This is a genomic window from Pseudoalteromonas ardens, assembly GCF_030125445.1.
In the GTDB taxonomy this organism is placed as follows: domain Bacteria; phylum Pseudomonadota; class Gammaproteobacteria; order Enterobacterales; family Alteromonadaceae; genus Pseudoalteromonas; species Pseudoalteromonas ardens.
In genome coordinates, this window is sequence record NZ_JASJUV010000007.1 from 259,980 (window position 1) to 286,367 (window position 26,388).

General features: G+C 47.2%; 12 protein-coding genes and 5 tRNA genes. 13 read left to right on the forward strand and 4 right to left on the reverse strand.

Going from position 1 to position 26,388, the window contains the following annotated elements:
- Positions 1-28 precede the first annotated feature (28 nt).
- From QNM19_RS19725 to QNM19_RS19765, 9 genes are all read left to right on the forward strand, one after another.
- Positions 29-104 (forward strand) — tRNA-Phe (locus QNM19_RS19725).
- An 11-nt stretch (positions 105-115) separates the two neighbouring features.
- A tRNA-Thr gene (locus tag QNM19_RS19730) sits at positions 116-191 on the forward strand.
- A gap of 109 nt (positions 192-300) precedes the next feature.
- A tRNA-Phe gene (locus tag QNM19_RS19735) sits at positions 301-376 on the forward strand.
- A 12-nt stretch (positions 377-388) separates the two neighbouring features.
- Positions 389-464 (forward strand) — tRNA-Thr (locus tag QNM19_RS19740).
- A gap of 137 nt (positions 465-601) precedes the next feature.
- Positions 602-677 (forward strand) — tRNA-Phe (locus tag QNM19_RS19745).
- 1,529 nt (positions 678-2,206) lie between these two features.
- Positions 2,207-3,514, forward strand: coding sequence for a fibronectin type III domain-containing protein (locus QNM19_RS19750; protein ID WP_049865461.1), 1,308 nt, complete (start codon positions 2,207-2,209; stop codon positions 3,512-3,514).
- A 677-nt stretch (positions 3,515-4,191) separates the two neighbouring features.
- Positions 4,192-14,409, forward strand: coding sequence for a SpvB/TcaC N-terminal domain-containing protein (locus QNM19_RS19755; protein WP_284027124.1), 10,218 nt, complete (start codon positions 4,192-4,194; stop codon positions 14,407-14,409).
- A gap of 13 nt (positions 14,410-14,422) precedes the next feature.
- Positions 14,423-15,112, forward strand: coding sequence for a tetratricopeptide repeat protein (locus tag QNM19_RS19760; RefSeq protein WP_156202370.1), 690 nt, complete (start codon positions 14,423-14,425; stop codon positions 15,110-15,112).
- Positions 15,113-15,255: 143 nt separating this feature from the next.
- Complete coding sequence (locus QNM19_RS19765) at positions 15,256-15,471, forward strand: hypothetical protein (RefSeq protein ID WP_049865456.1); 216 nt, start codon at positions 15,256-15,258, stop codon at positions 15,469-15,471.
- 244 nt (positions 15,472-15,715) lie between these two features.
- Here the strand turns inward: QNM19_RS19765 and QNM19_RS19770 are convergent, their stop codons facing one another.
- A complete protein-coding gene (locus QNM19_RS19770; RefSeq protein ID WP_049865455.1) occupies positions 15,716-16,021 on the reverse strand; it encodes a hypothetical protein in 306 nt (101 codons plus the stop codon).
- Between the two features lie 136 nt (positions 16,022-16,157).
- Here QNM19_RS19770 and QNM19_RS19775 point away from each other — a divergent pair, with 136 nt between their 5' ends.
- Entirely contained in the window at positions 16,158-16,415 is a 258-nt protein-coding gene (locus QNM19_RS19775) for a DUF1289 domain-containing protein (RefSeq protein ID WP_082225512.1), read from the forward strand.
- Here the strand turns inward: QNM19_RS19775 and QNM19_RS19780 are convergent.
- A complete protein-coding gene (locus QNM19_RS19780) occupies positions 16,412-17,095 on the reverse strand; it encodes a substrate-binding periplasmic protein (protein ID WP_284027125.1) in 684 nt (227 codons plus the stop codon). The two genes, QNM19_RS19775 and QNM19_RS19780, sit on opposite strands and share 4 nt — an antisense overlap.
- A 157-nt stretch (positions 17,096-17,252) precedes the next feature.
- Here QNM19_RS19780 and QNM19_RS19785 point away from each other — a divergent pair, with 157 nt between their 5' ends.
- The 3 genes from QNM19_RS19785 to QNM19_RS19795 are packed head-to-tail and all read left to right on the forward strand — an operon-like array spanning position 17,253 to position 22,353.
- Complete coding sequence (locus QNM19_RS19785) at positions 17,253-17,456, forward strand: DUF3283 family protein (protein ID WP_010387258.1); 204 nt, start codon at positions 17,253-17,255, stop codon at positions 17,454-17,456.
- 2 nt (positions 17,457-17,458) lie between these two features.
- Positions 17,459-17,881 (forward strand): GNAT family N-acetyltransferase, encoded by a 423-nt coding sequence (locus QNM19_RS19790; protein WP_049865453.1) that lies wholly within the window; start codon positions 17,459-17,461, stop codon positions 17,879-17,881.
- An 8-nt stretch (positions 17,882-17,889) separates the two neighbouring features.
- Positions 17,890-22,353, forward strand: coding sequence for an EAL domain-containing protein (locus QNM19_RS19795; RefSeq protein ID WP_284027126.1), 4,464 nt, complete (start codon positions 17,890-17,892; stop codon positions 22,351-22,353).
- Between the two features lie 33 nt (positions 22,354-22,386).
- Here QNM19_RS19795 and QNM19_RS19800 read toward each other — a convergent pair whose 3' ends face one another.
- Together QNM19_RS19800 and QNM19_RS19805 are read right to left on the reverse strand one after the other, a co-directional pair.
- Complete coding sequence (locus QNM19_RS19800; protein ID WP_049866417.1) at positions 22,387-23,334, reverse strand: ion transporter; 948 nt, start codon at positions 23,332-23,334, stop codon at positions 22,387-22,389.
- Positions 23,335-23,370: 36 nt separating this feature from the next.
- Positions 23,371-26,049, reverse strand: a complete 2,679-nt coding sequence (locus tag QNM19_RS19805; RefSeq protein WP_284027127.1) for a bifunctional acetate--CoA ligase family protein/GNAT family N-acetyltransferase — start codon at positions 26,047-26,049, stop codon at positions 23,371-23,373.
- Positions 26,050-26,388: the final 339 nt, after the last annotated feature.

The window sequence follows — 26,388 nt, forward strand, 5'->3', positions numbered from 1 at the left end:
ATTATACAGCACAATATAACCAGTTTTAGCCCAGATAGCTCAGTCGGTAGAGCAGAGGATTGAAAATCCTCGTGTCGGTGGTTCGATTCCGCCTCTGGGCACCATTATTAAGTGTGCCGACTTAGCTCAGTTGGTAGAGCAACTGACTTGTAATCAGTAGGTCATCCGTTCGACTCGGATAGTCGGCACCATTTATTAACTCATAATTTGAGTTCGACTGAAATGATAAAGTTTCGGTCACTATCAAGACATTGTCTTGATATGCGTTTAACTATAGAACGCACAATATAACCTGTTTTAGCCCAGATAGCTCAGTCGGTAGAGCAGAGGATTGAAAATCCTCGTGTCGGTGGTTCGATTCCGCCTCTGGGCACCATTATTAAGGTGCGCCGACTTAGCTCAGTTGGTAGAGCAACTGACTTGTAATCAGTAGGTCATCCGTTCGACTCGGATAGTCGGCACCATTTTTATTTTTAGCCCAGATAACTCAGTTGGGCGAAACAAGAACGAAGCACCGCTTCGCAGCTTGTTGAGGTGGAGTCAGGACGACGACAGGCCACCGCTTCATGGACGAAAGAGTAGCACAATATAACCAGTTTTAGCCCAGATAGCTCAGTCGGTAGAGCAGAGGATTGAAAATCCTCGTGTCGGTGGTTCGATTCCGCCTCTGGGCACCATTATTCAAAAGCCTCGCACTAGCGAGGCTTTTTTGTTTTCGCGCTCTGTTTGAATTGTGGCGGCGTAATCAAACACGCCTACGGGTGGTTCGATGATGAAATACGTCCTTGTATTTCACCGCATGCGGCCAGCTAAAGCTGTTCAAAGTGGTTCCGGACCACTTTGTCCGCCTCTGGGCACCATTATTCAAAAGCCTCGCACTAGCGAGGCTTTTTTATTTTCGCGCTCTGTTTGAATTGTGGCGGTGTAATCAAACACGCCTGCGGGTGGTTCGATGATGAAATACGTCCTTGTATTTCACCGCATGCGGCCAGCTAAAGCTCTTCAAAGTGGTTCCGGACCACTTTGTCCGCCTCTGGGCACCAATATTCAAAAGCCTCGCATTAGCGGGGCTTTTTTGTTTTCGCGCTCTGTTTGAATTGTGGCGGCGTAATCAAACACGCCTACGGGTGGTTCGATGATAAAATACGTCCTTGTATTTCACCGCAAGCGGCCAGCTAAAGCTGTTCAAAGTGGTTCCGGACCACTTTGTCCACCTCTGGGCACCATTGTTCAAAAGCCTCGCACTAGCGAGGCTTTTTTGTTTTCGCGCTCTGTTTGAATTGTGGCGGCGTAATCAAACACGCCTACGGGTGGTTCGATGATGAAATACGTCCTTGTATTTCACCGCAAGCGGCCAGCTAAAGCTGTTCAAAGTGGTTCCGGACCACTTTGTCTGCCTCTGGGCACCATTACCCAAAAGCCTCGCATTAGCGGGGCTTTTTTGTTTTCGCGCTCTGTTTGAATTGTGGCGGCGTAATCAAACACGCCTGCGGGTGGTTCGATGATGAAATACGTCCTTGTATTTCACCGCATGCGGCCAGCTAAAGCTGCTCAAAGTGATTCCGGGCTACTTTGTCCGCCTCTGAGCATCGTTATTCAAAAGCCTCGCATTAGCGGGGTTTTTTCGTTTCTGCTTGATGCCGGTAAGGGTGGCGCTGGAAATGCACTAACGTTGTTGGAAGCGTGGGACACTGCTAGTGCAAGTGTCGCATAATTAGGGGTATGTACTTGTATAAGTTGATTAAATAAATACGGATTGAATGAGCAACTATTGTGTCACATTTTCATGGTAGGTTTGATCTTTGATGGACGTATTAATCGCAGTTTTACTTGTATAGAATCTATATTCATGATTTTTAATTTACTAAAAATTGGGTAGATAAATACTCATTTTAAATGTGTTGTTATTTAATCTGTTCATGAAATGCCTTCAAGTACTCTTATCTAATTCACTCTTCTATATTACTTATTTTTACTGTTTTGTTATTTATGTTCTCGTGATGTATTTGTTTTGTTGTTTTGTGTGTTTTTTTGAAATAGCATATGTAAAAGGATTTATTTTGATAAATAAAATCAGGTGAAAATCTGCATGGCTAATCGACTCTCAATTTTGTTTGTTTTACTGAGCTTTCTCTTCATTAATTGTTCCATGGCATCGGAGTTTAAGCAGGCATATGCGCCTATTAAAATCGGGCCAAGAGTCATTATGATCCCAATTGAACGCACTCCTGATGCACCTAGTTATGTTTCGGTTAAACCCGATAGTGCAGGTGATAAGCTGGTGTGGACGGCTGCACGTTTAGCAAAATATTATCGGATCGAACAATATGTCGACGGCCAGTGGGTGATGGTAAACGCGAATGTGTCAGGCACCCAGTACACACTGCCTGTAACGGCATCAGGCATTTATCGTGTGACCGCTTGTGACGAATATGGATGTGCTGTGGCGAAGCAGCAAAACAGAGTAGTCAGCGAATCATTATCGGTCAAAGCTTTTTACAGCAATCGCAGCCAGGTTGATGATTATGGATGGGTCGAAGTGAACTGGCAGGTTAGCGGTGCTGCCACCGTGTCCATAACGCAAACAACACAGGGTAGAACTGCAGGTAGTTGGAACGCGGCGAACCCAACACAAGGGACCATAAAAAGCCACTTAGATAGCATGTCCAGTTTCACTCTGACAGCCCATGACTTTGATGGTAAAACAACTTCTAGAGTACTATCAATCGCAACGTTACCTGAAAATCCGGTTCAGTTGAACGGTGTAAAAGGCAACTTTCTCCAGCCATTATTTTTGTCCGGCCTCGATGTTGTTGAGCGTTCTGTTCTGGAGCACGAAGATAATCTGTATTTTGCAACGCATGGCGGCAGGTTGCATCGTTATTCGGTTACCAAAGAAGCTGGGAAGATTATTGACTGGCATGGGGATTGGGACATACCTCTGGTCGGAGTGGTAAACAGCGCCCCGATAATCGAAGGGGATAAACTCATCTTTACGATTAGCATGCGTAATGGCAAAGGAAAGGTATGTAGTGCATTTCTAGTTGATGGCAGGATGCATTCATGCAGTGAAGAGAAGAGCAGCAATGTGCTCGCCAGCCCTGTAATCATTAACCAGGCCCCGTCAAGCAACCTGAGTGCACTCAGCACATTCTTTGCAGAATCCCAAGCAGTACAGAGTGGGATATACATTTTCCAGCGTGATGGTTTGATACAAGTCTTAGACCCAAGTGACATGAGTATCGTACTCAATGAGTATCGAATTGGTGGTGTAACCGCTGAATTTATAAACACACCTTCGCTAATTGTTGATGACTCAGGTGAGCGTCAGCAATTTATTATGCAAAACAGTGAAAATGAAATCTTTGGAGTTGATGTGCCGACACGGACCGTACCATCCACTATCAGTAATTCAATGAATCAATGGTTTGGCTCAGAGCCGCCGCAAACTCAGACTCCTTCTACAAATAATCAAATACAAATACTGCCAGTGGTGTGGAGGGAAAAGCTGTGAGTTTATTCAAATCAATTGTATGGGTTTGCTTTACGCTGCTAGCCTGTACCGTGCAAGCCCTTACCTATACCGCACGTGTACCTGTATGTAATGGGTCTGATCTACATGCTATTACCGGTGATAGTACACATGTGACACTTGGAAGTAGTACAAAAAGTCTTACTTTTAGTAACAAACCTTATCAACGGCTTACGCTAAAACGGGGGACCACGACCCTACACAGTAGTTCTATTTATACTTCAGCGCATTACACTTTTCCGAGCGCCGGTGTATACACTGTGACACTTAGACTGATAAATACAAATAGTGAAACCGATCCAGACTACTACTGTGATAGAGACATCATAGTAAATGATAATACCGCACCCCGATTAGTGTCTGCTACTTACTCGGGTACAAACAATGAAGTCAGTTATGATGCATGGCGCGCTTTTAGCCAAGTTACATTTAAAGATGTCAATAAAGATGTCACCTCTTTCAAACTGTCATACAAAGCCGAGGCAAATGGCCTTAGGAGAGAAGGCAATAAATCATGCAGTTTAAGACTAAATAATGAGGGTTACTACGTATGCAACATATCTATCTATAGGAGCCGATTTCTTGCGAATGCGGTCTACAGATTTAAAGCTGAAGTAGAAGATAAAAAAGGTAATAAAGCCTCACATAACTATTCTTTTTTGATCAGAGAAGAAAACACGTCCCCTACGCTCCAAGTAAAAATAGATGGCACAGAAGCTGAGGATGGGAGTGAATATGAGGTCGTGTCAGGGGGTAACCTAACCTTAGAAGTGACAGGACACGATAACGATGACGCTTACTCCAATCAAATTGACAAAATAGAGCTCGATATAGGTAATGGTTATACTAATGTAACCTCTTTTACCGGTAACACCTGTGAGCGGTCTGGACGTACGTTGGAGTGCACCGGCATCGTCATCCCGGTTACAGAGTCTATCTCTCCGATGGAAGTCCGGGTGACAGACCGAAAAGGCGCAAGCCAGACAAAGTCGTTTAACGTTACTCTGGCAACGCCCCCGGCGGTTACTTTATCAGCAACTAATACCAGCCCCTTTATTGATGAATCTGTCACTTTGACGGCTACTGCCAGCCATGCGTCTGGCTTACAAGAGTATAAAATTTGCCGTGCGCCGGGTAATTATACGGCGATCAATAATGGGTGTGTCACGGCGGTAAAAACGTGTAGTACCAATAGCAGTCCTTGTACGGTGAACCTTGCTGCACCTGGTTGGCCGGGTCAGTTTACCTATTATGCTTATGCGGTGACGAACCAGGGCGTTGCCAATGCCTTTCCACAAGTGATCAATTATGCGAACTTTTTTGGAATTTATGTTATCCCGCCAACATCGTCATCTTATGTTATAGGCCGGCAGCCTCTTCGTTTTACGGTGCTTGCGTCAGCCTTTTCGCGGCGTACTGCTAACGGTGAGTTGCCTAAACTGACTTCCCTGACCTTATATAGAAATGGCTCTCCCGTATCTGACGGTATCTATATTTCACCTGCCATAGATAATTTAGAGTTGCCTTTGGCCAGCTCCGCAGCAGAAGCAATGCGTATTAGTTTTAGTTGGAACCCATCCAATAGTGATGCGGGTGACAATATTGAGCTCACTTTAGTTGCGACAGATAATGATGGCCATTCATCCAGAGCTCGTCTCCCAGGTGTCAGGCTCATTGAGGAAATAGTGGAAAAGCCTGCAGTACCTGAGCTCCAATTAAAGGACCTTGGGGCGGGTTTGATTGAAGTAAGTTTCTCACAATTTCGCAATACGAGTACGCTTAATATGCGAGCGACCTTGGATGGTGCTCCTTACCCGATGAAAGCAAGTGCGGTAAACGTTCATGGTAAGACTTCATATATAACGACGGTCCAGACTAAGATTGCAGACCATGGCAAGCAACTTCGGGTCTATGCATATGGAACGAGGATTCATAACCGGGAATTAATTAAAGGTGAAGAAGGCAGTTCAGAGCCAATTACGGTCGTAAACCATGAGACCAAGTCTCACGCACCGGTTTTTAACAGTGATATCACGCAAGCAGGTGGTCATTTTACGCTGAACTGGGTCGCTAACACGGATGGCGTCACACAAAGCTATAAATTAGCCGCCTGGAAAGGGCTGCCCAGTGACAGGTTCAGTGCACCTCACTCCGTGCTGACAACCACGACGGGCACAAGCTATCAGGTCACGGACGTAGTTCAGGGTCACTACACCTATGAAATCCGTGCTTGTAACAGCCAGGGCGTGTGTACCGCAGGCCAACAACATACTGTTGAGCATATTGCGCCTTATATTGATACCGCGAAGATAGAGGAATGTGGCGCTGAGTGCACTGTGCCCAAAGCCAAAGTGACGGTTTCCGGGGTCGGATTTAGTGCGTCTCAGTCTGCTCTTTATGCCCGTTTACGAGGGACGGGGGATACTTTTTACATTTCACCACAGGACTTGTCTTTAAGTGGATACACGCTGACAGGCACCTTACCAGAAATAGTGCATGATGCCCTGCTGGACAATGGGGTAGAGATCACCATTACAAATGGCGTGCTGTCGGGTGATGCTGAAAACAATACACACCTGGAAAACACCATTATTTTGGATGAAACGGGGTCAGCGCAACGGCCCAATCTGCGTGGACGTGAATTTACGGTTAGTGAAAACAAAGTACTGTATGTGGGTGGTGAGGAAGGTGGCCTTAAAGCACATAAAGTGAACCTGGATGGTGATCTTCAATATTTGTGGACTTATCCTGAATCAGACCCGCAGAATGTTTCGGTTACAGCGAAACCTCTGGTCAGGCCCGAGCCTATTTCCGATACTGCCGGTGCCAGAAAAATAGACAATATCTACTTTGGTTCACTAAACCATCATTTCTATCGTCTGACTTATGATCCGATCGCGAACCTGGAAGTGACCAAAAAATGGCAATTCCAAACACAAGGTGAGATCCGCGCCGGTGCACAATTTAATCAAAATGATGCCCTGTTAATAGGCTCTATGGATGAAGCGCTTTACTCACTGGACGCAAAAACGGGGTTAGCGAACTGGCACTATGAATTCCCTCAGAGTGGCGGGGTTGTGATGCCGCCTCAGGTTTCGGCTTCCGGACATATCTATGTCACGACAGCAGATAGAGAGGTACACGTCATCGATCAGCGTATGATTGGTGCCAACGCTGTGAAATGGCACGAAATCGGTGCTTTAGCGCTGCAATTCGAAGACGAAATAAAAGAGTGGGAAACTCAGTGGTGGCATCCGGACCAAAATACCGATGACCTTGTGATTTTGACCAAAGCCATGCTGATCCTGTTGCAAAGAACTCCCAGTAAAACTGAGTTGAGTTTTATGGCTTACCTGATGGCTAATGGCCACCCGCTTAATGAGATGGTCAACGCACTGATTAACATTGAGCCATCTTTGTCTGAGTCGTCCAATGCACAATTCATCAGTACGTTATTTGAATATTTGCTGCTACAAGACGGCGCCGATCAGGTGTTGAGTGGAGCCACATATGGCTCTGGTGATCAGGCTTATTGGGTTGGCATCCTCGAAATGGGGGTTACCCGGGCTGATGTGATCATTGATCTGTTAGGGGAGAGCAATCGCCACTATGAAGACGCCACTTTTAACCTGCTTAAATACTTTTATGGCCATTGTTTAGTAAGTGACTACTGTGACTTTGATTATGACAGTGATAAAGATGGTCTGAGTGACAGGGTAGAAGAAGCAATCGGCACTAACTCGGCGGACCATCGAGATGGCCTGCAAAGCCCCACGCTAATTGCAACGGAGCAAAGCGGTATCATCGATTTCACACTGAGTGCACCGGGTCGGGTTGAAGAATATCAACTGTATGCGCTGCAGCCGGGCAACCCTCAGTATCAACTGCTTGCAACCCTGGATGCTGACAAAACCACAGCCGATAATGTCGGTTCCCTGAGTAAAATATTCAAGCACAACGGCAGTTATCAGTTTAAGGCACTGGCATGTGTAAAACTCCCAGCCTCTCTTGCGGATAAAGTGGTGTCTCGTTGTAGTAATAATTACTCCAATGAAGAGTTAATTACCATCACCAGCTCTGCTGTCGAGGGAAGCCCGTCTGTTGCATTGCCATCCGTTGACGTTGCCCAGAAGCAAATACCGAGTGAAAGTGTGTTGCTTGCCCATGCTCGTTTACAGCCAACCACTGGCAGCTTTCGGGTGACCGAAAGTGGCGCTGCATCTTATAGCGTGCCAATTGCGCTCCCCGTGGGTATCACAGGTGTACAGCCTGAGGTTAGTCTGAACTACAGCTCTCAAGGTGGTGATGGATTAGTTGCTCTGGGCTGGAGCCTGGGGGCGGCATCAGGCATTTCACGTTGCCGGCAAACCAAAGCACAAGACGGTCAGTTCAAAGGACTGACATTAAGCGAGGATGATCGCTATTGCCTTGATGGTCAGCGCTTGATAAGTAAGGCGGTGAAAACGCACAGTGGTAGCTTCGAGGGCGAGCAAATTGCTGATGAATTTATGACTGAGATAGATGCCCAGATAACCGTTTATAAACTGGGTCAGGGCAGTCAGTCTCAGTTTGTTGTGCTTGCAAAGGATGGCTCGGTAAAACGATACGGTGCATCAGACACTAGCCGTACCAACCTGACGGATGCCGATGGTGTTGTTCATACCACGAGCTGGATGCTATCAGAAGTGAAAGATAACCTGGGTCACGAAAGCACCACCATCCACTATGAATACACAGAGCTGGTAGACCCAAATAACAGTGCAAACTCTGAAAAAGTCCTGTCAGAAATTATCTACAGTGGAAATCGAGTCGTGTTTACACATGAAGCAGGGGCGCTACGCCATGCAGGCTACGTAGATACAGCAAAAGTGATTCAGTTTGCACGCCTTAGCAATATCGAGGTATTCAATCATCACGGGGCGGAGCTTGCCCATTATGACCTGGATTTTGTGGATGCGACTAATGGCACACGCTTGCTGCAAAGTGTTGCGCACTGCCGTGGCAGCGTTTGCCGTGCACCTGTCTCTTTCATTTATGATACTTTTGCCAGCAAACTGGACTTTGAAGCGTTTAGTAATGTGTATTCAAAAGAGCGGATGGAAAATGCACTGTCGTCTGTCACTTTAGCCGATTTAAAAGCCACAGGTCTGGCACAACTGGTCACGCTGGAGCAGACAGACAAGGGCGCTAAACGTTATACATTATGTGTTTATCAAGGCCATACCTATCAAGCGGCCGAAGAGCTGGCATGTCGGGATATATACCGAAAGGATGATCAGGAAAGTGTCAGTATGTTTGCCATAGATCATGACTTGGATGGCCGACAGACTCTGATGATCAATATGCGTTCTGAACATACATCTGATGCTAATCCGGGTTATTGGGCCCATTACGCACTGAGTGACAACAATCAGCTGCAATCGTTGACTCTGCCAGAAGGCTGGCCTGCTAATCATTACATGCGCGAAATTAAGCCAGCCGATCTTAATGGCGATGGCTACGCAGACCTGGTTTATAAGCATAAAAAAGACGATCCTAACTTGTACGTCAGATTGGCAGATCCTGAAACCAAAGCATTTGGTCATCAGTATGTGCTCGGTACCGACGTGGGCGATGGCAGTTTTTATGGATATGGTGACTTTACGAGTAAGGGCACAGACTGGCATGTCATTGATATGAACTTTGACGGCCTGGCGGATATTGTTGCGCTGAAATGTGACTCTACCCACTGTAACAACGACGACGCTAAACGTCTGGCGGTGCACTACAACCAGGGAGAAACTGGTTATGGCGGGTTAAATCCTTTCCTGACGGAAACGATTGCATCGGATGAGAAAATAGAGCTGCTAACGCCAAGTGACGTCAATGGTGATGGCCTGGTGGATCTGATGTATCTGGCTACACCCACGTACAATCATGATGTAAAGCAGTGGCATGTACAGCTCAATCAATCCGGTGAGCGAGTTAAATTTACAAAAGTGTTTATTGCTACAGCTAAATCCAGTAATGACACTTTGTCGGTCAGTGAGCTTATTCCGCCAATGTCGATGGACATAGACAAAAATGGCAAAGCGGATCTGTTCTTCAAAGAAAAGAAAACGAAAAAATGGCGTCGTTATGAGTGGTCGATTCAAGATGAACGCTTTACCAAGGTCAGTGACAACGCGTTTGAGCTTGCCGTTGATACCAGAGGTGGTGACTTTGCCTTTTTCAGTGACTACGATGGCAATGGTGTTGCAGACATTCTGATTAAACACGACTACGGTGTCAGTGTCAGGTATAACCTGAGCCAGCGGCCCACAGCAGGCATGTTACTTGAGGTCAATCAAGGGTATACCGGTCATACAAACAACACCACGATCCACTATGGGTTAATGTCGGACAGGGCGGTTTATACAGACCTTAACGATGATCTGACGACAGATTCAGGGATTTTCAATACGCAAGAGCTATTAGTCAGCAAGATGACTGGTTCGGGTGTATTGGTTGCCAGTGTTGAAACCGACAGCCCGAGTAATCGCAGTGGTGCATTGTCGACCGATAAAGCGATAGTGGATTATCATTATCAGGGTGCACGCGTGCAATTTGGTGGTCGCGGACCTCTGGGCTTTAAAACGCTCAAGACCACCACACAAAAAGACGGCAAGACTTTTGAGACAACCACACGCTACCATCAGGCGTTTCCGTTCACTGGCATGCCGTATTCAACCCAAAAACGAATGAAATCAGCAGGCACCAATGAGTTGCTCAGCATCTCGGTTAATGAGTACAGCAAGCAGAAAACGCAGCAACTAAATGGGGTGACCGCTTATCGGGTTTACAATTCGGACAGCCGGGAATGTAGCGCCGCGGTTGATTCAGGAATGAGTGTGAGTGTTTACACTTGTACAGATACGACAACCTTACAAGACACGTATGGCAATGTTAAAAACCTGACCGTGAATACCTACGATGTGGGTGCCTCCGGTGCCGAGCATTTCACCTCCGCTGGGGCAACGGGCACTGTGCAGCACAGTGTTGTTACTGAAAGCCAATATGGCACAACGGAAGAGCATCAGCGCTTGGGTCGATTGTCTGAAACTAAGGTGACTTACAGTGGCGCAGGCCTCGATGCTATCTCTAAAACCAGTTACTTTGAATATTATCCCCAGAACCATGCTCACGAAAACATGCTGCACAAGGAGGTCGTTGGTAAAGGCTTAGGTTGTGAATATGAATTAACGACAGAACATTCATACGATAACTTTGGTAACAAAGTAAAAGTGGAAAGCGAAAACACAGCGTGTACAGGGCTGGAGCGTGAAACGCGTACCTCTGAAACTATCTTTGATGCGCAAGGGCGTTATGTGCTTTACACCAAGAAAAGTGGCAGCAAAAGTACGCTGTCGTTAATTTCTGAAAAAGTCCGTACCGTCGAGATGGGCCAGCATACTTTGACACGTCGCAATGCATTCGGCCAGCCGCTTGAGCTGATTGACAGCAATGGCGTATTGACTTACCTAACTTATGATCACTTTGGCGGAAAAGTGGGGTCGTACCGTACGACTGGAGCTCAGGCGTATAGCTATTTCACGGCGTGTGGCTCGAATGAAAACTGTGTGGTACGCCTGAATAAAGAAGTTAACGGCGTACTGCGTGAAAAGCACTTGCTGGATAAACTGGGACGCACTTACTCAGTGAGCAAGCTGACAGTACTTGAGAACCAGTGGCTGACCTCTGACTATCAGTTTGACCGCTACGGTCGTAACGATGTGGTTACTGAGGCCGGTTCACAGGCTGTGACAAACACCTATGATGCGCTGGATAGGGTTACGAATGTCTATGATGCAAATTCTGGCACAAATTCAGATACAACGTTTGAAGGTCGAAAGAGCACTGTCACTGTCAGCGGTTCGGATATCCGTGATCAGGTTAAATCTACGCTGAGTAATACCATTGGCCAGACAGTGCAGGTGATAGACAACATCAATCACACGCTGGACTACACCTACAACGCACTGGGCGCTCAGCTCACCGTTCATTCATCGGCAGAAGCGACCAATAATAGTCTGGTGAGCAGCATTACTTACGACAACATGGGCCGTAAAAAGTCTGTGCAGGATTCAGACAGAGGCTACTGGCAATACACGTACAGCGCCTTTGGCGAACTACGCAAGCAAACTGATGCGCGTGGTGTGGAACTGACCATGGACTACGACTTCTTAGGTCGAAAAATCAAGCAGGAGCAAATAGCGCCAGAGGGGGTTTTTGCCGAAGGCACCAGTACCTGGGTGTATGGAGATACAAGCGGCACCGTTCATCGCTTGATATCAAGTACGCAGGGGTCTGGCTGGGGGCAAACCTATTATTACGACAGGTTAGGGCGTGCGGCAGCGACGCTGACGTCACTGGATGGTACGAGTCAGTGCGCAGGGCAAGTCAGTTTTGTGGGATCAACGGGCGATTTACGTATTACGGATGGTTCAAACCTGGACCCAATTGACAATCTCTGTGTGATCCAACAGAGCTTCTATGATAGCTACAGTCGTTTGGCCTTGCAGTTTGATGATTATCGTCGTGACGAACAGGGCAACTTTATCGAAGCGCGCGGTGTTGCGATGACTTATCAAAACGGTCAGCTGCTGGCAAAAACAGAGGCGCGCAATAGCAGTAAAGGTCAGGTTTACTACAAAGTGACGGCGCTTAATGCTCGTGGTCAGGTTACCACGTACGAAAAAGGGGGGGTGACTATGAACATCTCCTATGACCAAAAGGGCATGGTCGAAAAGATTTCAGACAGCAACTTTGCAATTCAAAATGATGTTTACAGCTTTGACAGTCTGGGTAACCTGAAAAGCCGTAAGCAGATAGGCATGGATACCCGCAATTATCATTATGATGATATGAACCGTGTGCTGGGGGTAAATAATGTCGATCTGTTCAAGTACTCTGCATCGGGTAATTTAATCGAGAAAGCGGATTATCTGATTGGTACAGATGTTGACTGTCCTGGCTATGAAGGCTCATCAGTGCTGGTGTTGGGTCGCTGGACTCAACGATATAATGAAGACAATACGCCACTACATGCTATTTCTTCAAGAAGCCGTATAGCGAGTTCGAGCTGTTTGGGCACATTGCCTGCTAAGACAGAGTCGTTTAGTTATGATGCCAATGGTAATCAGACTGCGCGCTCAGGCAGTGATGGCACTACGTCAATTGAGTACAGTGCGCGTAATAAAGCGGTTGAAATAACGGGCAATGGTGAGACCGTCACCTTCAGATATGATGCGAATAATCGTCGCTACAAGCGAGTGGATGGGTCAAACACGGTATATTACGTGGGCGCTCTGGAGCTGACCAAGCCAAAAGGTGAGGATGGCAAGCCTGTGATTAATCGTTATATCGGCAACGACGCACAACAAACCTACTTTGATACAGGGATGAGTAAAACCAAGTGGTTGTTTACCGATCATCAGGGGTCCACCATTGTCGTGACTAACAGCGAACATACGGTCCTGACACGCTATGCGTACGATATATTTGGTAAGCAGCGTGAGGTTGAGCAGAATACGGATCTGATTGGCGAAGTGTTCAACAATATCAGTGACAATCTGAGAGCCTATACAGGTCATGAGCCAGTCTCGCTAGGTGGTGATAAACGTATCATTCATATGAATGGCCGTATCTATGACTCGGAGACAGGCCGCTTTATGCAGGCGGATCCGTTTGTTCAGGCACCTTCGAATTTGCAGAACTATAACGCTTATAGTTATGTGTTGAATAATCCGCTGTCGTATACGGATCCAAGTGGGTATTTGTTTAGTGCACTTAAAGGTGTTAGTAAGTTCCTGAAGAAAAACTGGCGGGTGATAGCTGCCGCTGCGGCAACCTACTTTACAGCAGGGGCAGCCGCGGGTTGGGCTAACAGCTGGGCGATTAGTATGGGGATGTCACAAACCGCGACCATATCTGTCATGGGCTCAACAATTACGGCAACAGCAGTATCTACAACGGGTAGTATAGTTGCTGGAGCAATATCAGGAGCTATAGCAGGGGCTGTAGGTGGTTATATTGCTACAGGCTCAGGCAAAGGCGCGTGGAGCGGTGCATTGTCGGGCGCAGTATTTGGCGGTATAGGTAAAGCAATGTCAGCCGGGGGTATTACAAACCCTGCGGCTCAAATGGGTATACATGCCGTAGCCGGTGGCGTACTCAGCGATATTCAGGGTCGAAATTTTGGACATGGATTTGTATCCGCAGGTATCATGAAAGGCGTGGGTAAATTAGCAAATGGCCCTTCGCCTGGACGTGTTGTATTGCAGGCAATAGCAGGTGGTACTGTTTCGAGGATTACCGGTGGCAAGTTTGCTAATGGTGCAACGACTGCAGCTATACAGTTTGTGGTTAATGAACTTTCTACACATGTAAGTTCGAATGACTATTATAAAAGACTTGCAAGTAAATGGAATAGCAAGTTTAAGCAAACGAAGTTTGAGCGTGTAGTAAATGCAACAGGAAAAATACAGAGGAAAAAAGGTCCTTTCGCTGTAAGTCATAATAATGAAGGCGAAACAGAGTTAAGCGTGGAGCTTGTGAGTGGCAGTGTTAAAGTAATTGATGCTAATATCGAGCATGTGACGAATTTATCTACCGGCGAGAGTAAGTATGCACTTAATATAAGCAGGCCTATTGGAAATGATACATTTGGTATAGCACCTAAAGTTTCAGTTGATAGCACTTATGAGCTGGGACTCGGAGGTGAGGTATACTTTGAAAACCATGCAGTCGAACTTTCAAGTTCTTTCGCGCCAGTAAATGCTTTTAATAATTTTCAAAAGCTAATTCAAATTAACTTAGAAGCAAGTCGTGAAGCGGCAAGTCCAAATGGAATAAAGTAGAATGAGATGTTTTTTGTTTTTTGTTTTATCCATAATGATTTACTCAAATTTAGTGAAGGCTGATGACGCTGCCCCAAATTTACTAAATGATGCTTTGTCTTATTATGAAAATAGAGGTGCTGATTTTTCAGAAATAAAAGCGTATGAGAAATTTAGTAACTTGGCAAAGTTAGGTGATATTAAATCGAAGGTGATGTCTTTTTTGGTGTTTTATGAATTCACAGACTCTCTCTCAGAGAAAGCTCATGAATCGGTTAATTATTTAATTGAAGCAGCACGTTATGGTGATCATGAAGCTCAGTATTTTCTGGGTTTCATAATCAACCATGGTTTGTTTGTCAGACATGATATTGAAATTGCGAATAAATGGTTAAAAAGCTCAGCAGATCAAGGTAATAGGCAGGCCAGTGTTCTGTTAGGTGTAAATTTAACAACAAAATTCTTGAATGAGTTGAGCCACGATTCAGAAGGCGCTTTAGCCACTATGGATAGTCAGGTGATCTTAGGCTATCTCAGGCATGCTGAAGATATTAATAATGCAGATGGAATTTTAGCGCTAGCGACTATTATTTTTGTTAAAGAGCGTAACTTTACCGAGGCTAAGAGGCTACTATTAAAAGCAGATAAGCTAGGCCAAGATTTGGCAAAGGAGTTTTTAAAGGATTTTGAAGAACAGTACCGCTTGGAATCTAAGGTGAAATAAGAGAAATAGTTTAAGATGACACCCTTTTAAAATCGGCGCTCAGTGAGCGCTTTTTTGTAAGCTAGACGTGGTTGAATGGACATCGCGAGAGCGTCTATATATTTCACTTTAAAAAGAGCGCGAAAGCACTATATGGTAATTAAATGACTGATAAAATATTGGGCTTTGCTCTTTTGTTTATGCTTTTAGGTTCTTTCTTTAGTGTACTGGGGAATTTATTGGCTACTCTGATGAACCCTGTTGAATTAAAAGTCGTTGCTTGGAAGAGGTTGGGAGTCTCTCTATTAGTTCTCTTGGTGACTTTTATAATTGCTTATCACTTTGGTTATTTTATCGATAAATACGAATGGAAGAACTAGCGGATTGCGGCATGTACGAGCAACAATAAAGGAACTGAATGTGGCACCTATTCAATTGAACAAGATATACCTGCTGGTGATCTTCCGAACGCTTTGCTAAGGCGGGGTCACATCACCATTTCCCTAAAAACATGCACTGTAGGCAAAACTCATTGGACCGTTATGTAAAAGCCTCACATCCGCAGGCTTTCTTTTTGAGTTCAATTACCTACAGTCAGGCTATTTAAAATCAAATTAACAGGCATTAATTTTCATACATGGCATTCACCATACAAGTGGTCTCATCTATTTGCAGTGAAACACTTCTACCTTGCGCTTTGGCAGATAATAGTAACGAAAACTCCTCGTTGAATGAAACTCTGTTTCTATTCAGGCAAAACCGGTTTGGCCAGGTTGGATAGCAGGTACATTCTGTCTTTGTTGAGCCTTCCATGCCAATAGAAATTGTTTTGCCATCATAGCCTATTGCTATCATTTCAACCTTGCCACTGTGCCAATCTGCGTAAGCAAAACAGGGCAAAAGTAGGAATAGGTAAAACCATTTTTTCATGTGTGGTGTCTCCTTGAGACTATACAGTTATGGATAATTAATTTTAGTCTATATTATACTCAAATTAATGTTGGTAAGCCGCGATCTGAGTATCAATTTGGCCATAGTACCGGATAAAGAGTAACCAGTGAAGCATATGGAACAGATTGAGATTTTTGAAATTCCCAGCCCTTGCAGGGGTATTTGTGAGGTGAATAATCGGGGTTATTGCAAAGGGTGTTTTCGCAGTCGCGAAGAGCGCTTTCATTGGCATGCGCTGAGTGAGCAGCAAAAGCGTAAGGTGATTGAGCTATGCGCGCAACGCCAAAAGCGGGTGATGGCGGCGAAAAAGCGCAGCGCAGAGGCTGAACCAGCGGATGCTCAACAGCAAGGGGATCAGGAAGACTTATTTTAAATCTGGTATTTTGCTTTGAGCATGGCCACAGTGCCCTTTTTTGCCAGGGTATGTAAGGCCTCTTCAAGGCGGGGGATCAGGGCTTTGTGCTTAATGTGTAAATAATGATAAGTCTCAATGGTCAGCAGCGTATCAATTTTAAATGTCTCCAAATCCATATCCGCCAGATGCTCTCGCAAGTGAAAGTCAACCACCAACGCTGCCTGCACTTTTCCCTGGGTAACCAGATTGAGCTGAGTGATATTGTTTTTTACCTCGATTAGCTGGCCATTGAAGGGCGCGCTATCCAGATACTGGTTTGAAACCAGATAACCGCTTTGAATAACCAGTGAGTCGAGCTGCTCAAAGCTACAACTTAAACAGCGACTGAGTAACTGTAAGTTAAAAGTATACAAAGGAAAGCGTACTTGGAGTAAATTGGGGTAGGCCTTGGTCACGCCATGGATCCGCCCAAGTTGCCCGTCCAGGGCACCATTATTGGCAGCGATAAGGGCACTTTGGCGATTAAAATCAACAACCTCTAACTTATAACCCAGCTGCTGATAAGCGGTTTGTAATAACTCAATCACGTATCTCGCCTGAGGGGTATCCGCCGGGCGATTAAAGTACAGTGTGCGGTTATCGGTTGCGACGCTGTGTGCACTCAGACAGCATAACAATAACAAACTGAAAATTCGCAATGGTTCTCCCTATAAAAATCGACCCCACTTATTTTAGCAGTGGCGCTGCGGCAGAAAGTAGCACGTCGGTAACATGCGTTGAGCGTGTACATGAACGGATACACCTTAGCGTAATTATGATACACTTTTTACAGAGATTGCTGTAACCAAATTTACTATGAGCTATAACCTGTGTAATTTATCGAGACAAGATAAATATCAAATTCAATTAGAGTACGAAGCGTCTTTCTGGGCTTATCAAATCAAACGCGGCAAGAATAGCCGTGAGGCCATTTATGATGCGATTAATCAGCGCCCTCTGTCAGAGCAGGCGATGTTGAAAGAAAAATTCGAATTTTATCTGGGGCTGATGCTGGCATAGCCATGAAAGTTGTTGCTCAGGTATTACCGGCCATTCAGACACCTCTGGTGAATAAGTTTTATCAAACCCACAAAGCCCGGGGGAAGGCGACTCGCCAGGATCAAAACTGGGTGCTTAAAGGCCCGGATATTGTTGCGGCGTGCAGAGTACAGCACGTCACAGGACATTGTTTTTTGTCAACAGTGCTGGTTGCGCCTGAGCAACGAGGCAAGGGGTTTGCAAAAGTCCTCTTGAATGCCGTGCTGGCACACCAACAGGCTCCACTGTACACCTTTGCTTATCGTCATTTGAGTGCGTTTTACGCAGGTCTGGGCTTTAAGGCGATTGACCCATTGGCACTGCCTCAGGGACTGGCAGACAAATATCATACCTATGTTGCACAAGGTCGGCAGATCCTGCCAATGCAATGTATTAACCCTGAGTAGAATCGACTATGTTGCGAATAATTCTCAGCTTTATCCTTGTTGTGTTTACCTCCCTATCGTTGGCGCAGGTATCTCGCTTATCTCCGGCAGAGGGGTTGTCGCAAAGCTATGTGAACACCTTGCTGGTCGATGACAATGGATACCTTTGGCTGGCAACCGAAGGCGGCCTGAATCGCTATGATGGGTATCAGGTGCTAGAGGTCGGTGGGCCAAATCAGGACCTGAACAAAATGCAGATCGACCGCATTTATCAGGACGAAAATGGCATCATCTGGATAGCGTCGGGGCGTGCAGGCTTGTTTAGTTATGACCCCGAGAAAGACAGCTATCGTCGTTATACGTCAGCGCCAGAGTCTGAAGAGGATTACTTTAAAAATAGCGTGTTTCAAATGCTCAGTAAGAGTAGGTATGAGCTGTGGTTGGGCAGAGCACAAAATGTCGCTGTGATGGATACGCGTACAGGGAACATCACTCAGGAGATAATGTTGCCTGTCGAAGATCGTCAAATGGCAGTGCGAGGTCTACTTAAACACGATAACTTATTGTTCATAGCATCGGCTGAACGCTTGTTTGTGTATAACACGGATACAGAGCAGTTGCGCGCTATTACTCACCGTGATCAGATCACGCACCCTTTTCAGACCAATACCAAATCAATGCATCTGCTCGATGACGACACTTTGATCTTGGGGGCCGTAATTGGCATGTACCAATTGGATATCAGTGCATTACGCCGTGATTTTGAGGCCGACGTGCCTTACCAAACCTTGATTGAAGAGCTCAATATTTGGCAAATTGAGCGCAATGGCACACAGCTGTTACTGGGGACAGATCATGGTCTGATGCACTATGACATCGCCACTGGTGCAGTCCATCGCGATACAAGGCTTGCCAGTAGTCATTATGCGGTTTCGGACAGCAGCGTGATTTACTTCATTCGTGATGATTTTGGTGGTATTTGGATCGCGACCAAAAAAGACGGCGCATTTTACTTACCGGCAGAGTCGCAGGGGTTTGATAATGTTCATCCGGGATCTGTACAAGGACGCTTTTCGAAAGGCACGGTATGGGGCCTGGTCGAGTACGATGGCTTTATTTGGGCCGGTACACGAGATGGGTTAACCCGTTATGATCCACAAACCCGAACTTCCGAACAGTATTTAGCGGGCTTTTTGGGGGATGGTTTTTATCCCGAGTTTACCATCTTTGGTTTACTGAATTATCAGGACAAACTATGGCTGAGCAGTAACCGTGGGCTGTTTATTTTCGAGCCTGATTCTGAGCAAATTTACCGGCCCCAGGCACAGGATGACACTGCCACTGCCGTACTGTCCGGGTTTGTCAAAGGTGCGGTAATTGTAGGGGATGGTCAGCTCTATCTGGTCGATGAGAAAACTGGCTTTTATGTGTTTGACATTAATACCGGCACGCTCTCGAAATTAGGCGAAGAATTCGATCGGTTTGACCCTTTCCTGAGCTATGGTTTTTATAAGCCATTAAGTACACACCCTCAGGACCCTGTTTTTTATAGCGAGGGTCGGTTGTTCCGTTATGATACGCAGGCGCACCAGCTGGTTGAGATATACCAGGTGCCCAAAGCACATAAGCAAAGTGCGGTCGATTTACTGAGCTATACCATAGATAAGCATAATGTACTGTGGCTGTCGTTTGCCAGGCATGGGCTGGTGCGCCTTACAGCAGATGGTTACGAGTTGTTGCCTATGCCCAATGAGCAGCATACCGTCACCAATAATATCTTGTATGAAATGGTGCAGGATGATGTCGGCATGATCTGGATGTCGTCTCACCAGGGGATCTGGCGGCTGGATCCGGACAACTTTCATCTTCAGGGCTTTACCACGGCCGACGGTCTGATGAGCAATGAATTTAACGGTGGGGCGTCAGTCAAGCTGTCGGATGGCCGCATTGGTTATGGCTCGTTACAGGGCTTCACGCTATTCGATCCCAAGGCACATCGTCCTGCTAAATCCTTGCTAAATCGGGTGAACATAACCGATGTTGATCTGATGTCTCGGGATCTTTTGCCATCCGGGCTCAAGTCATTTTCATACATCGAACTGAATCATGATGATATTGGGCTGGAAGTGTCGTTTTCGGCCATGGCGTTTACGCTGCAAGAGCGTATCGTTTATGAATATCAGCTCTCGGGTGAGCAGCGCATTCTGAGCCGTAATAGTAACCGGGTGGTTTTTCCTAAATTAAGCCCCGGCAATTATCGCCTCAAAGTATGGGCGAAGGACCCACTGACGGGGGATTATACCCCACCTGCTCAATTAGAGATTGTGGTGCATTACCCCATCTGGCGTGCGCCCTGGGCACTGTTTTGCTATGTCCTGCTGGCTGCCGCTTTATTCGCTTTTTGGGTGCACCGGAAAAACAAAGTGGCGGGTATGATCCTGGCTGCGCACCGAGAGACACAAAACAGCGAAACGCGCCTGAAGATGGCTCTGGAGGGCAGTAACTCGGGCGTCTGGGATTGGCAATCCGGAAGCCAGTTTGTGTACCAGCCACGGCTCGTGAGCGACCTGGGTTACAGTAACGAGAGCCTGGTGTTAGACGAATACCTGGAGTTGATCCACCCACAGGACCGCGCTCTGTTCCGGATTGAATGGCTGGAATTTGTCTCAACCGAAAAAGGGTTTATTGACTGCACTTATCGTCTGCGTCACATCAATGGTCAATGGCGTTGGTACAAGGACTACGGCAAAGTGATGGCGTGGCAGGATGGCGTGCCAGTGCAGGTTGCCGGGACCTATACTAACCTGACTCGGGAGCGTGTGTTCGAAGAGCGGGCAACCCTGTTTGGTGCGGCGTTTGAGCAAACTCGTGACTGGGTCATGATCTTTGACAAGCATTTGCGTATTCTGGCTTGCAACAAAGCCCTGCAAAGTGCCTTCTCTGTCAGTGCGGCGCCCTCATCCAGTACCAGTGTTACTTTGGGTCTGGAGCGAGACGTCAGAATGAAGTATCTGCGTGCAATCAGTAAATTAAAAGTCGATGACTTATATGTTGCCGAGGAAACTTTGCGACTGCCCAGCGGCGAAAAGCGCCAGGTACTGCTAAAAATCAGTGCGACGGAAGATAAGCATTATATTTTAGTACTGACCGATATCACCAAACAAAAGCGTACAGAGAAAGAGCTGTATCAACTGGCCAACTATGATGCGTTGACCAAGCTGCCAAACAAAGTACTGTTCATGGACCGCGTGCAGCATGCGATAGAGCAGGCGCATTTATCACGTCAGCCTCTGGCGATTATTGCGATTAAGTTCAGCCGCTTGCAAAGATTCGCGGATACCTATGGCAACGACTTCCTGGCGCTTGTTACGCAAAAACTTGCAACCAACTTGCAGTGTTGTTTTCGGGAAGTCGACAGCCTGGCCATTGGTAATGAGCGAGACTTCTATATTCTAATGGAGCAGCTGACAGGCGTGGAACAGGTAATGCGATATATTCATTGCTTGCTTGAGCGATTTGAAAAAGGGTTTGAGATTGAGCTGCAACAGGTCCATGTGAAAGCGAAATTGGGGATTGCCATGTTCCCTGATGATGCCAGTGATGCCTTTGACCTGAATCAGGCCGCGGAGACGGCACTGAACCATGCGAGACAGTCTCTGGTCACGGATTATCAATTCTATCATAGTGAGATCAATGAGCAGGTTCAGCGTGCTCTGGCTATCGAACAGGCGCTGTTAAAAGCTTATCAGGAAGAAGCATTTCGTAATCATTATCAGCCCATCATCAATGCGACACATATGTCGGTAGAAGGCTTTGAAGTCTTGCTGCGCTGGCCACAAACGCCCAGTTATAGCATCGAGGAGCTCGCCCATACCGCAGAGCAGACGGGGATCATTACCCGGGTCATGTTGCAAACCCTGGAAAGGGCGCTGGTCGATTTGAAAGAGTGGCACACAACCCATCCCGATCTATATATTTCGGTTAATCTATCGGCGTTGGATTTCCAGTACGAAGAGTTACTGGCCCGGATCACCGATATTCTGGCACGTAATGGTATAGACGGTCGCTATCTGGTATTCGAAATCACCGAATCAGTGATGATGGCAGATGCGGAGCAGGCAATCGTGCGTATGCATGAACTCAGGGCGCTGGGCTGCCGACTTTATATGGATGACTTTGGGACGGGGTACTCCTCGCTGACCTACCTCAAACAGTATCCAGTCGATGCGCTCAAAATTGATCGCAGTTTTGTCAGCGACATTGGCTGCGACAAGGAACACGAAGTGATCATTCACTCCACCTTATCGCTGGCACATAGTCTGGGTAAGTATTGTGTTGCGGAAGGCGTAGAGCAAATGGAGCAGCTGTCTTTTCTGAGAATGCTGGGATGTGAGCGTTTCCAGGGCTATCTGTTCAGTAAAGCCTTACCTGCGAGCGAAGCCGGCGCACTATTAAGACGCAACTGGCATCAGGTATTTGCACGTGCCAGCTAGTGACAGGCCTGCGTGAAGCAGGCCTTTGTTGTGCTATAGCTTGCCGCCACAATGACGGCAGTAGTGGTTGTGTACGCGCTGGCTGGTCATCATTTTGATGGCCTGATTGGCTTCCGTTGCGCTGAGTCCCAGTTCAATTCGGAGGGCTTCAAGGTGCTCTTTTTCCTGCTCATCGACGACCCCATCAATCAGTGAGTGCAGCACGGCTTCATTAAAGGCATCGCGGCGTTTTCTCAGTTGATCGGCAAAGCTGGACGCCAGCAGACCCGTGGGGATAGCGACCATACCCATACTCAGTAAGGTGATCACTCCGCCAAAAAATCGCCCCAAAGGTGTGATGGGCACCACATCACCATATCCCACCGTGGTGAGTGTGGCCATTGCCCACCACATGGCGGCCGGGATAGAGCCAAACTTATCGGGCTGCACGTCATGTTCAATGAGATAGATGCCACACGACGCCACAATCAACACCAGTGACATAATAAAGAAAGCTGCCAGTAATGAACTGCTCTCTTCTCTGAATGCCGCTAATAATAGCTGCATTGCGCGAGAGTAGCGGGTCAGTTTGAAAATACGCAGCAAACGGAATACTCGTAAAAAACGCAGGTCAAAGGTGAAGAACACCATGAGTATCGTGGGGAGAATGGCCAGTAAATCGATAATGGCCAGTGGCGAGAACACATAACGCATACGTTTTTTCGTGTTGTTGCCTGACGTATGTTTAAATTCCAGTTTATCAACGCAGCACCATAGCCTGAGCAGATATTCAATGGTGAAAATCGCCACTGACGTGACTTCGATGAAAAAGAACAACCTGTGATATCGCGTAGCAAGTGCTGGCACAGACTCCAGTACTATGGCAATGACGTTGATAATGATGAGCGAGATCAGAAACACATCTATGGCATGCCCGGCTTTTCTGAATCGCCCACTGGCTTCCAGTAGCCCGGCGGTTTTTTGTCTGAGTGTCAGATCCATAGTTATCTTGTTAACCTTGCAATTTGGGGTTGTATTTCATGACTGTGCTGTGAGTGGCATTCTCATTACCACAGTGCCTTCTTCAAAGTCTCGGGTCACCGTGAACCCCAGTTTTTTCGCCAGCCCAATCATACCGGTGTTTTCTGGTAAGGTGATCCCTTCAATAGATCCGACGCGCTGACGTTTACAGTAGTTGATGGCTGCCTCCATCAGGAGTTTACCCAGGCCCAGACCCTGGCAATCTGAACGCACGACCACAGCAAATTCGGCGAGTAAATTGTCCGGGTCCATCAGCACTCGCGAAACCCCTAGTGTCCGTTGCGCGCTTTTATAGGGCTCGGTAATGATAAATGCCATTTCACGGTCATAATCAATTTGCGTCATTTTAGCCAATTGCTCATGGGTAAACTGTGGCAGCTCTCCGAAAAAGCGTCGGTATCTGTCTTCTTTACTCAGGGACTGGTCAAATTCCTGGTGGTTACGTTCATCCTCGGGGCGGATTGGCCTTAGCTGCGCCTGGGTGTCATTTTTCAGGGTAACCGATCGCTCCCACTCTTTTGGATAGGGTTTGATGGCTAATCGCTTGCGCCCGGGGAGCGGTTCGTAACGCTGCAAAGCAATATTGGCATCGAGGATCAAAAAGTGTCCATCGGTCGCTAAAATGGGGTTCAGTTCCACAGCCTGAATATCTGGTTGATCCACCACTAACTGGGAGACGCGGGTGAGCAACGCGCACAGACGATACTTATCTACTTTCTCCGGTAACAGGCGTTCTTTCAGGACGCCCTTATCATACGCCGCTGCTATCAGGTATTTAGCCAGATTCATGTTTAGCGGGGGCAGGGCAACGGCCGCCTGATTGAAGTTATATCCGGTGCCAGCCTCACCGAGCAATATAACGGGTCCGACATCGGGCTCGGTTTTGACCGCAATGCGTAATTCCTGACTGCCAGCCCTGGGCGCCATTTTTTGCAAAGAGAAACCTTCGATAATGGCATCCGGGTAGGCTTGCTTGATACGCAGGAGTATAGCGAAGGCACTTTGTTCCACTTCATCGCCATCATTGAGGTTGAGCACCACGCCGCCGACCTCAGATTTTGACGGTATAGACGGACTGAGCAGTTTGAGCGCGACAGGAAAGCCGAGTATTTGTGCCTGCTCTTTGGCCTCACTGGGAGTCAGTGCTATGTCTGTCTCTATGCATTCCATGCCGTAATGGCAGAGGATCTGGCTGGCCTGATGGGTCGAGAGCTGAGTGAGTGACTGATCAAGGTAGCTATCAATCTGCGCTTTGGCGCTGTGGCTGTGGATCAGTTCATCCTGGCTGATGGACTCCGGGGTTTGCGTCAGGTGTTTTTGGTTACGCCGGTAGCTGATCAGGTGCATAAAAGCCCCGACGGCGCCCTCGGGTGTGCGATACGTTGGAATGCTGTGCTCGACACAGACATCGCGGGCCTCCCAGGCAGCTTCTTCGCCCATAAAGTTGGTCATCACAAAGGGGCGAGCCATTTTAGGTAACGTACTCAGGGTTTGTGCAATGATCTGGGCATACGCTTCACTGGGGGCCAGGGCGGATGGCGTATGAATGATGAGTAAGTTCTTCACTTCCTCCGCTTTGAGTAAAATCTCCAGTGCCTGTTGATAGCGGTGAGGCGCTGAGTCGCCGAAAATATCAACCGGATTTGCAGTGTGGTTTGATTGCGGGATCACGGCATTGAGCGCCGCAATGGTTTTGTCACTGAGCTCGGCGAGTTTACCGCTGCGCTGTAATAAGGTATCCACGGCCATTATACCAGGGCCACCGCCATTGGTGAGTATGGTGAGATGTTCAACCTGTAATAGCTTTGGGTGCAGAGCCAGCGTTTGTGTGGCTGCAAATAGCTCTCGCAGATCGGTGACCCTGAGCATACCTGCGCGCTGAAACATGGCATCGTACACCGCATCGTCTGAGGTTGACCCACCTGTATGGATCACCGCGGCCTCAGCACCCGCTTGAGTACGGCCGGTTTTGATAGCAATGACGGGTTTACTAAATGCGGCAGCTCTTGCTGCGGAGATAAAACGACGTACATCTTTGATGTTGTCAATATACAGCAAAATCGCTTTCGTTTTGGCATCCCTACCGAATAGATCCAGTAATTCGTCAAAGTCGATATCCAGGCTGTCGCCCAGAGAAATAAAATAGGAAAACCCGATGCGTTTGCTTTTAGCCCAGTCTAGTATGGTTGAGCAGACCGCGGCAGATTGAGAGATAAAGGCCAGTTTGCCCGCGTCGGCGGTGGTATGAGAAAAACTGGCATTTAACCCGAGGTGAGGGAGCAGCATACCCAGGCTATTAGAGCCCAGCAGTGTGATTTGCTTGTCTCTGGCAAGTGCCTGCAAGCGTTGTTTTTGCTCGTTGTCGAGCCCCGCAGCCACAACAATAGCATTTTTGCACCCCCGCTCAGATAGCTCGGTTAAAATCTGTGTCAGCGTCGCTTTGTTGGTACAGATAACGGCCAGGTCGGGTACCTGGGGGAGATCGGCAATGGTTGGGTAAGCTAATACCCCCTGAACGGCAGCGTATTTTGGTGTAACGGGCATAATAGGGCCTTTAAACCCGCCGTGTAGCAGATTGCGCATCACCACGTTACCGGCTCGGCCTGGATTACTAGAGGCACCAATAACCGCCACCGAACGGGGATTAAAAAACTGGTTGATCCGCTTTATACTCATACTAACTCCTTGACTTGCCGGACTAAGGGCGGGCTAACAGCTAAATACTAATCGCTTTAGCGGCAGGTTGCGAGTCAAAGCCGGAGTTGTTTTGATCTCAGTACAGTTTGTTGGCACACAGCGTGGGGTAAATACACATTGTTAGGCCATTGATTTGTCGGATTGAGGGCGGGCTAACAGCTAGCTTTTAATCGTCCAATCGCTTTAGCGGCAGGTTGCGAGTCAAAGCCGGGGTTGTTTTGATCTCAGTACAACTTGTTGGCACACAGCGTGGGGTAAATACACATTGTTAGGCCATTGATTTGCCGGATTGAGGGCGGGCTAACAGCTAGCTATTAA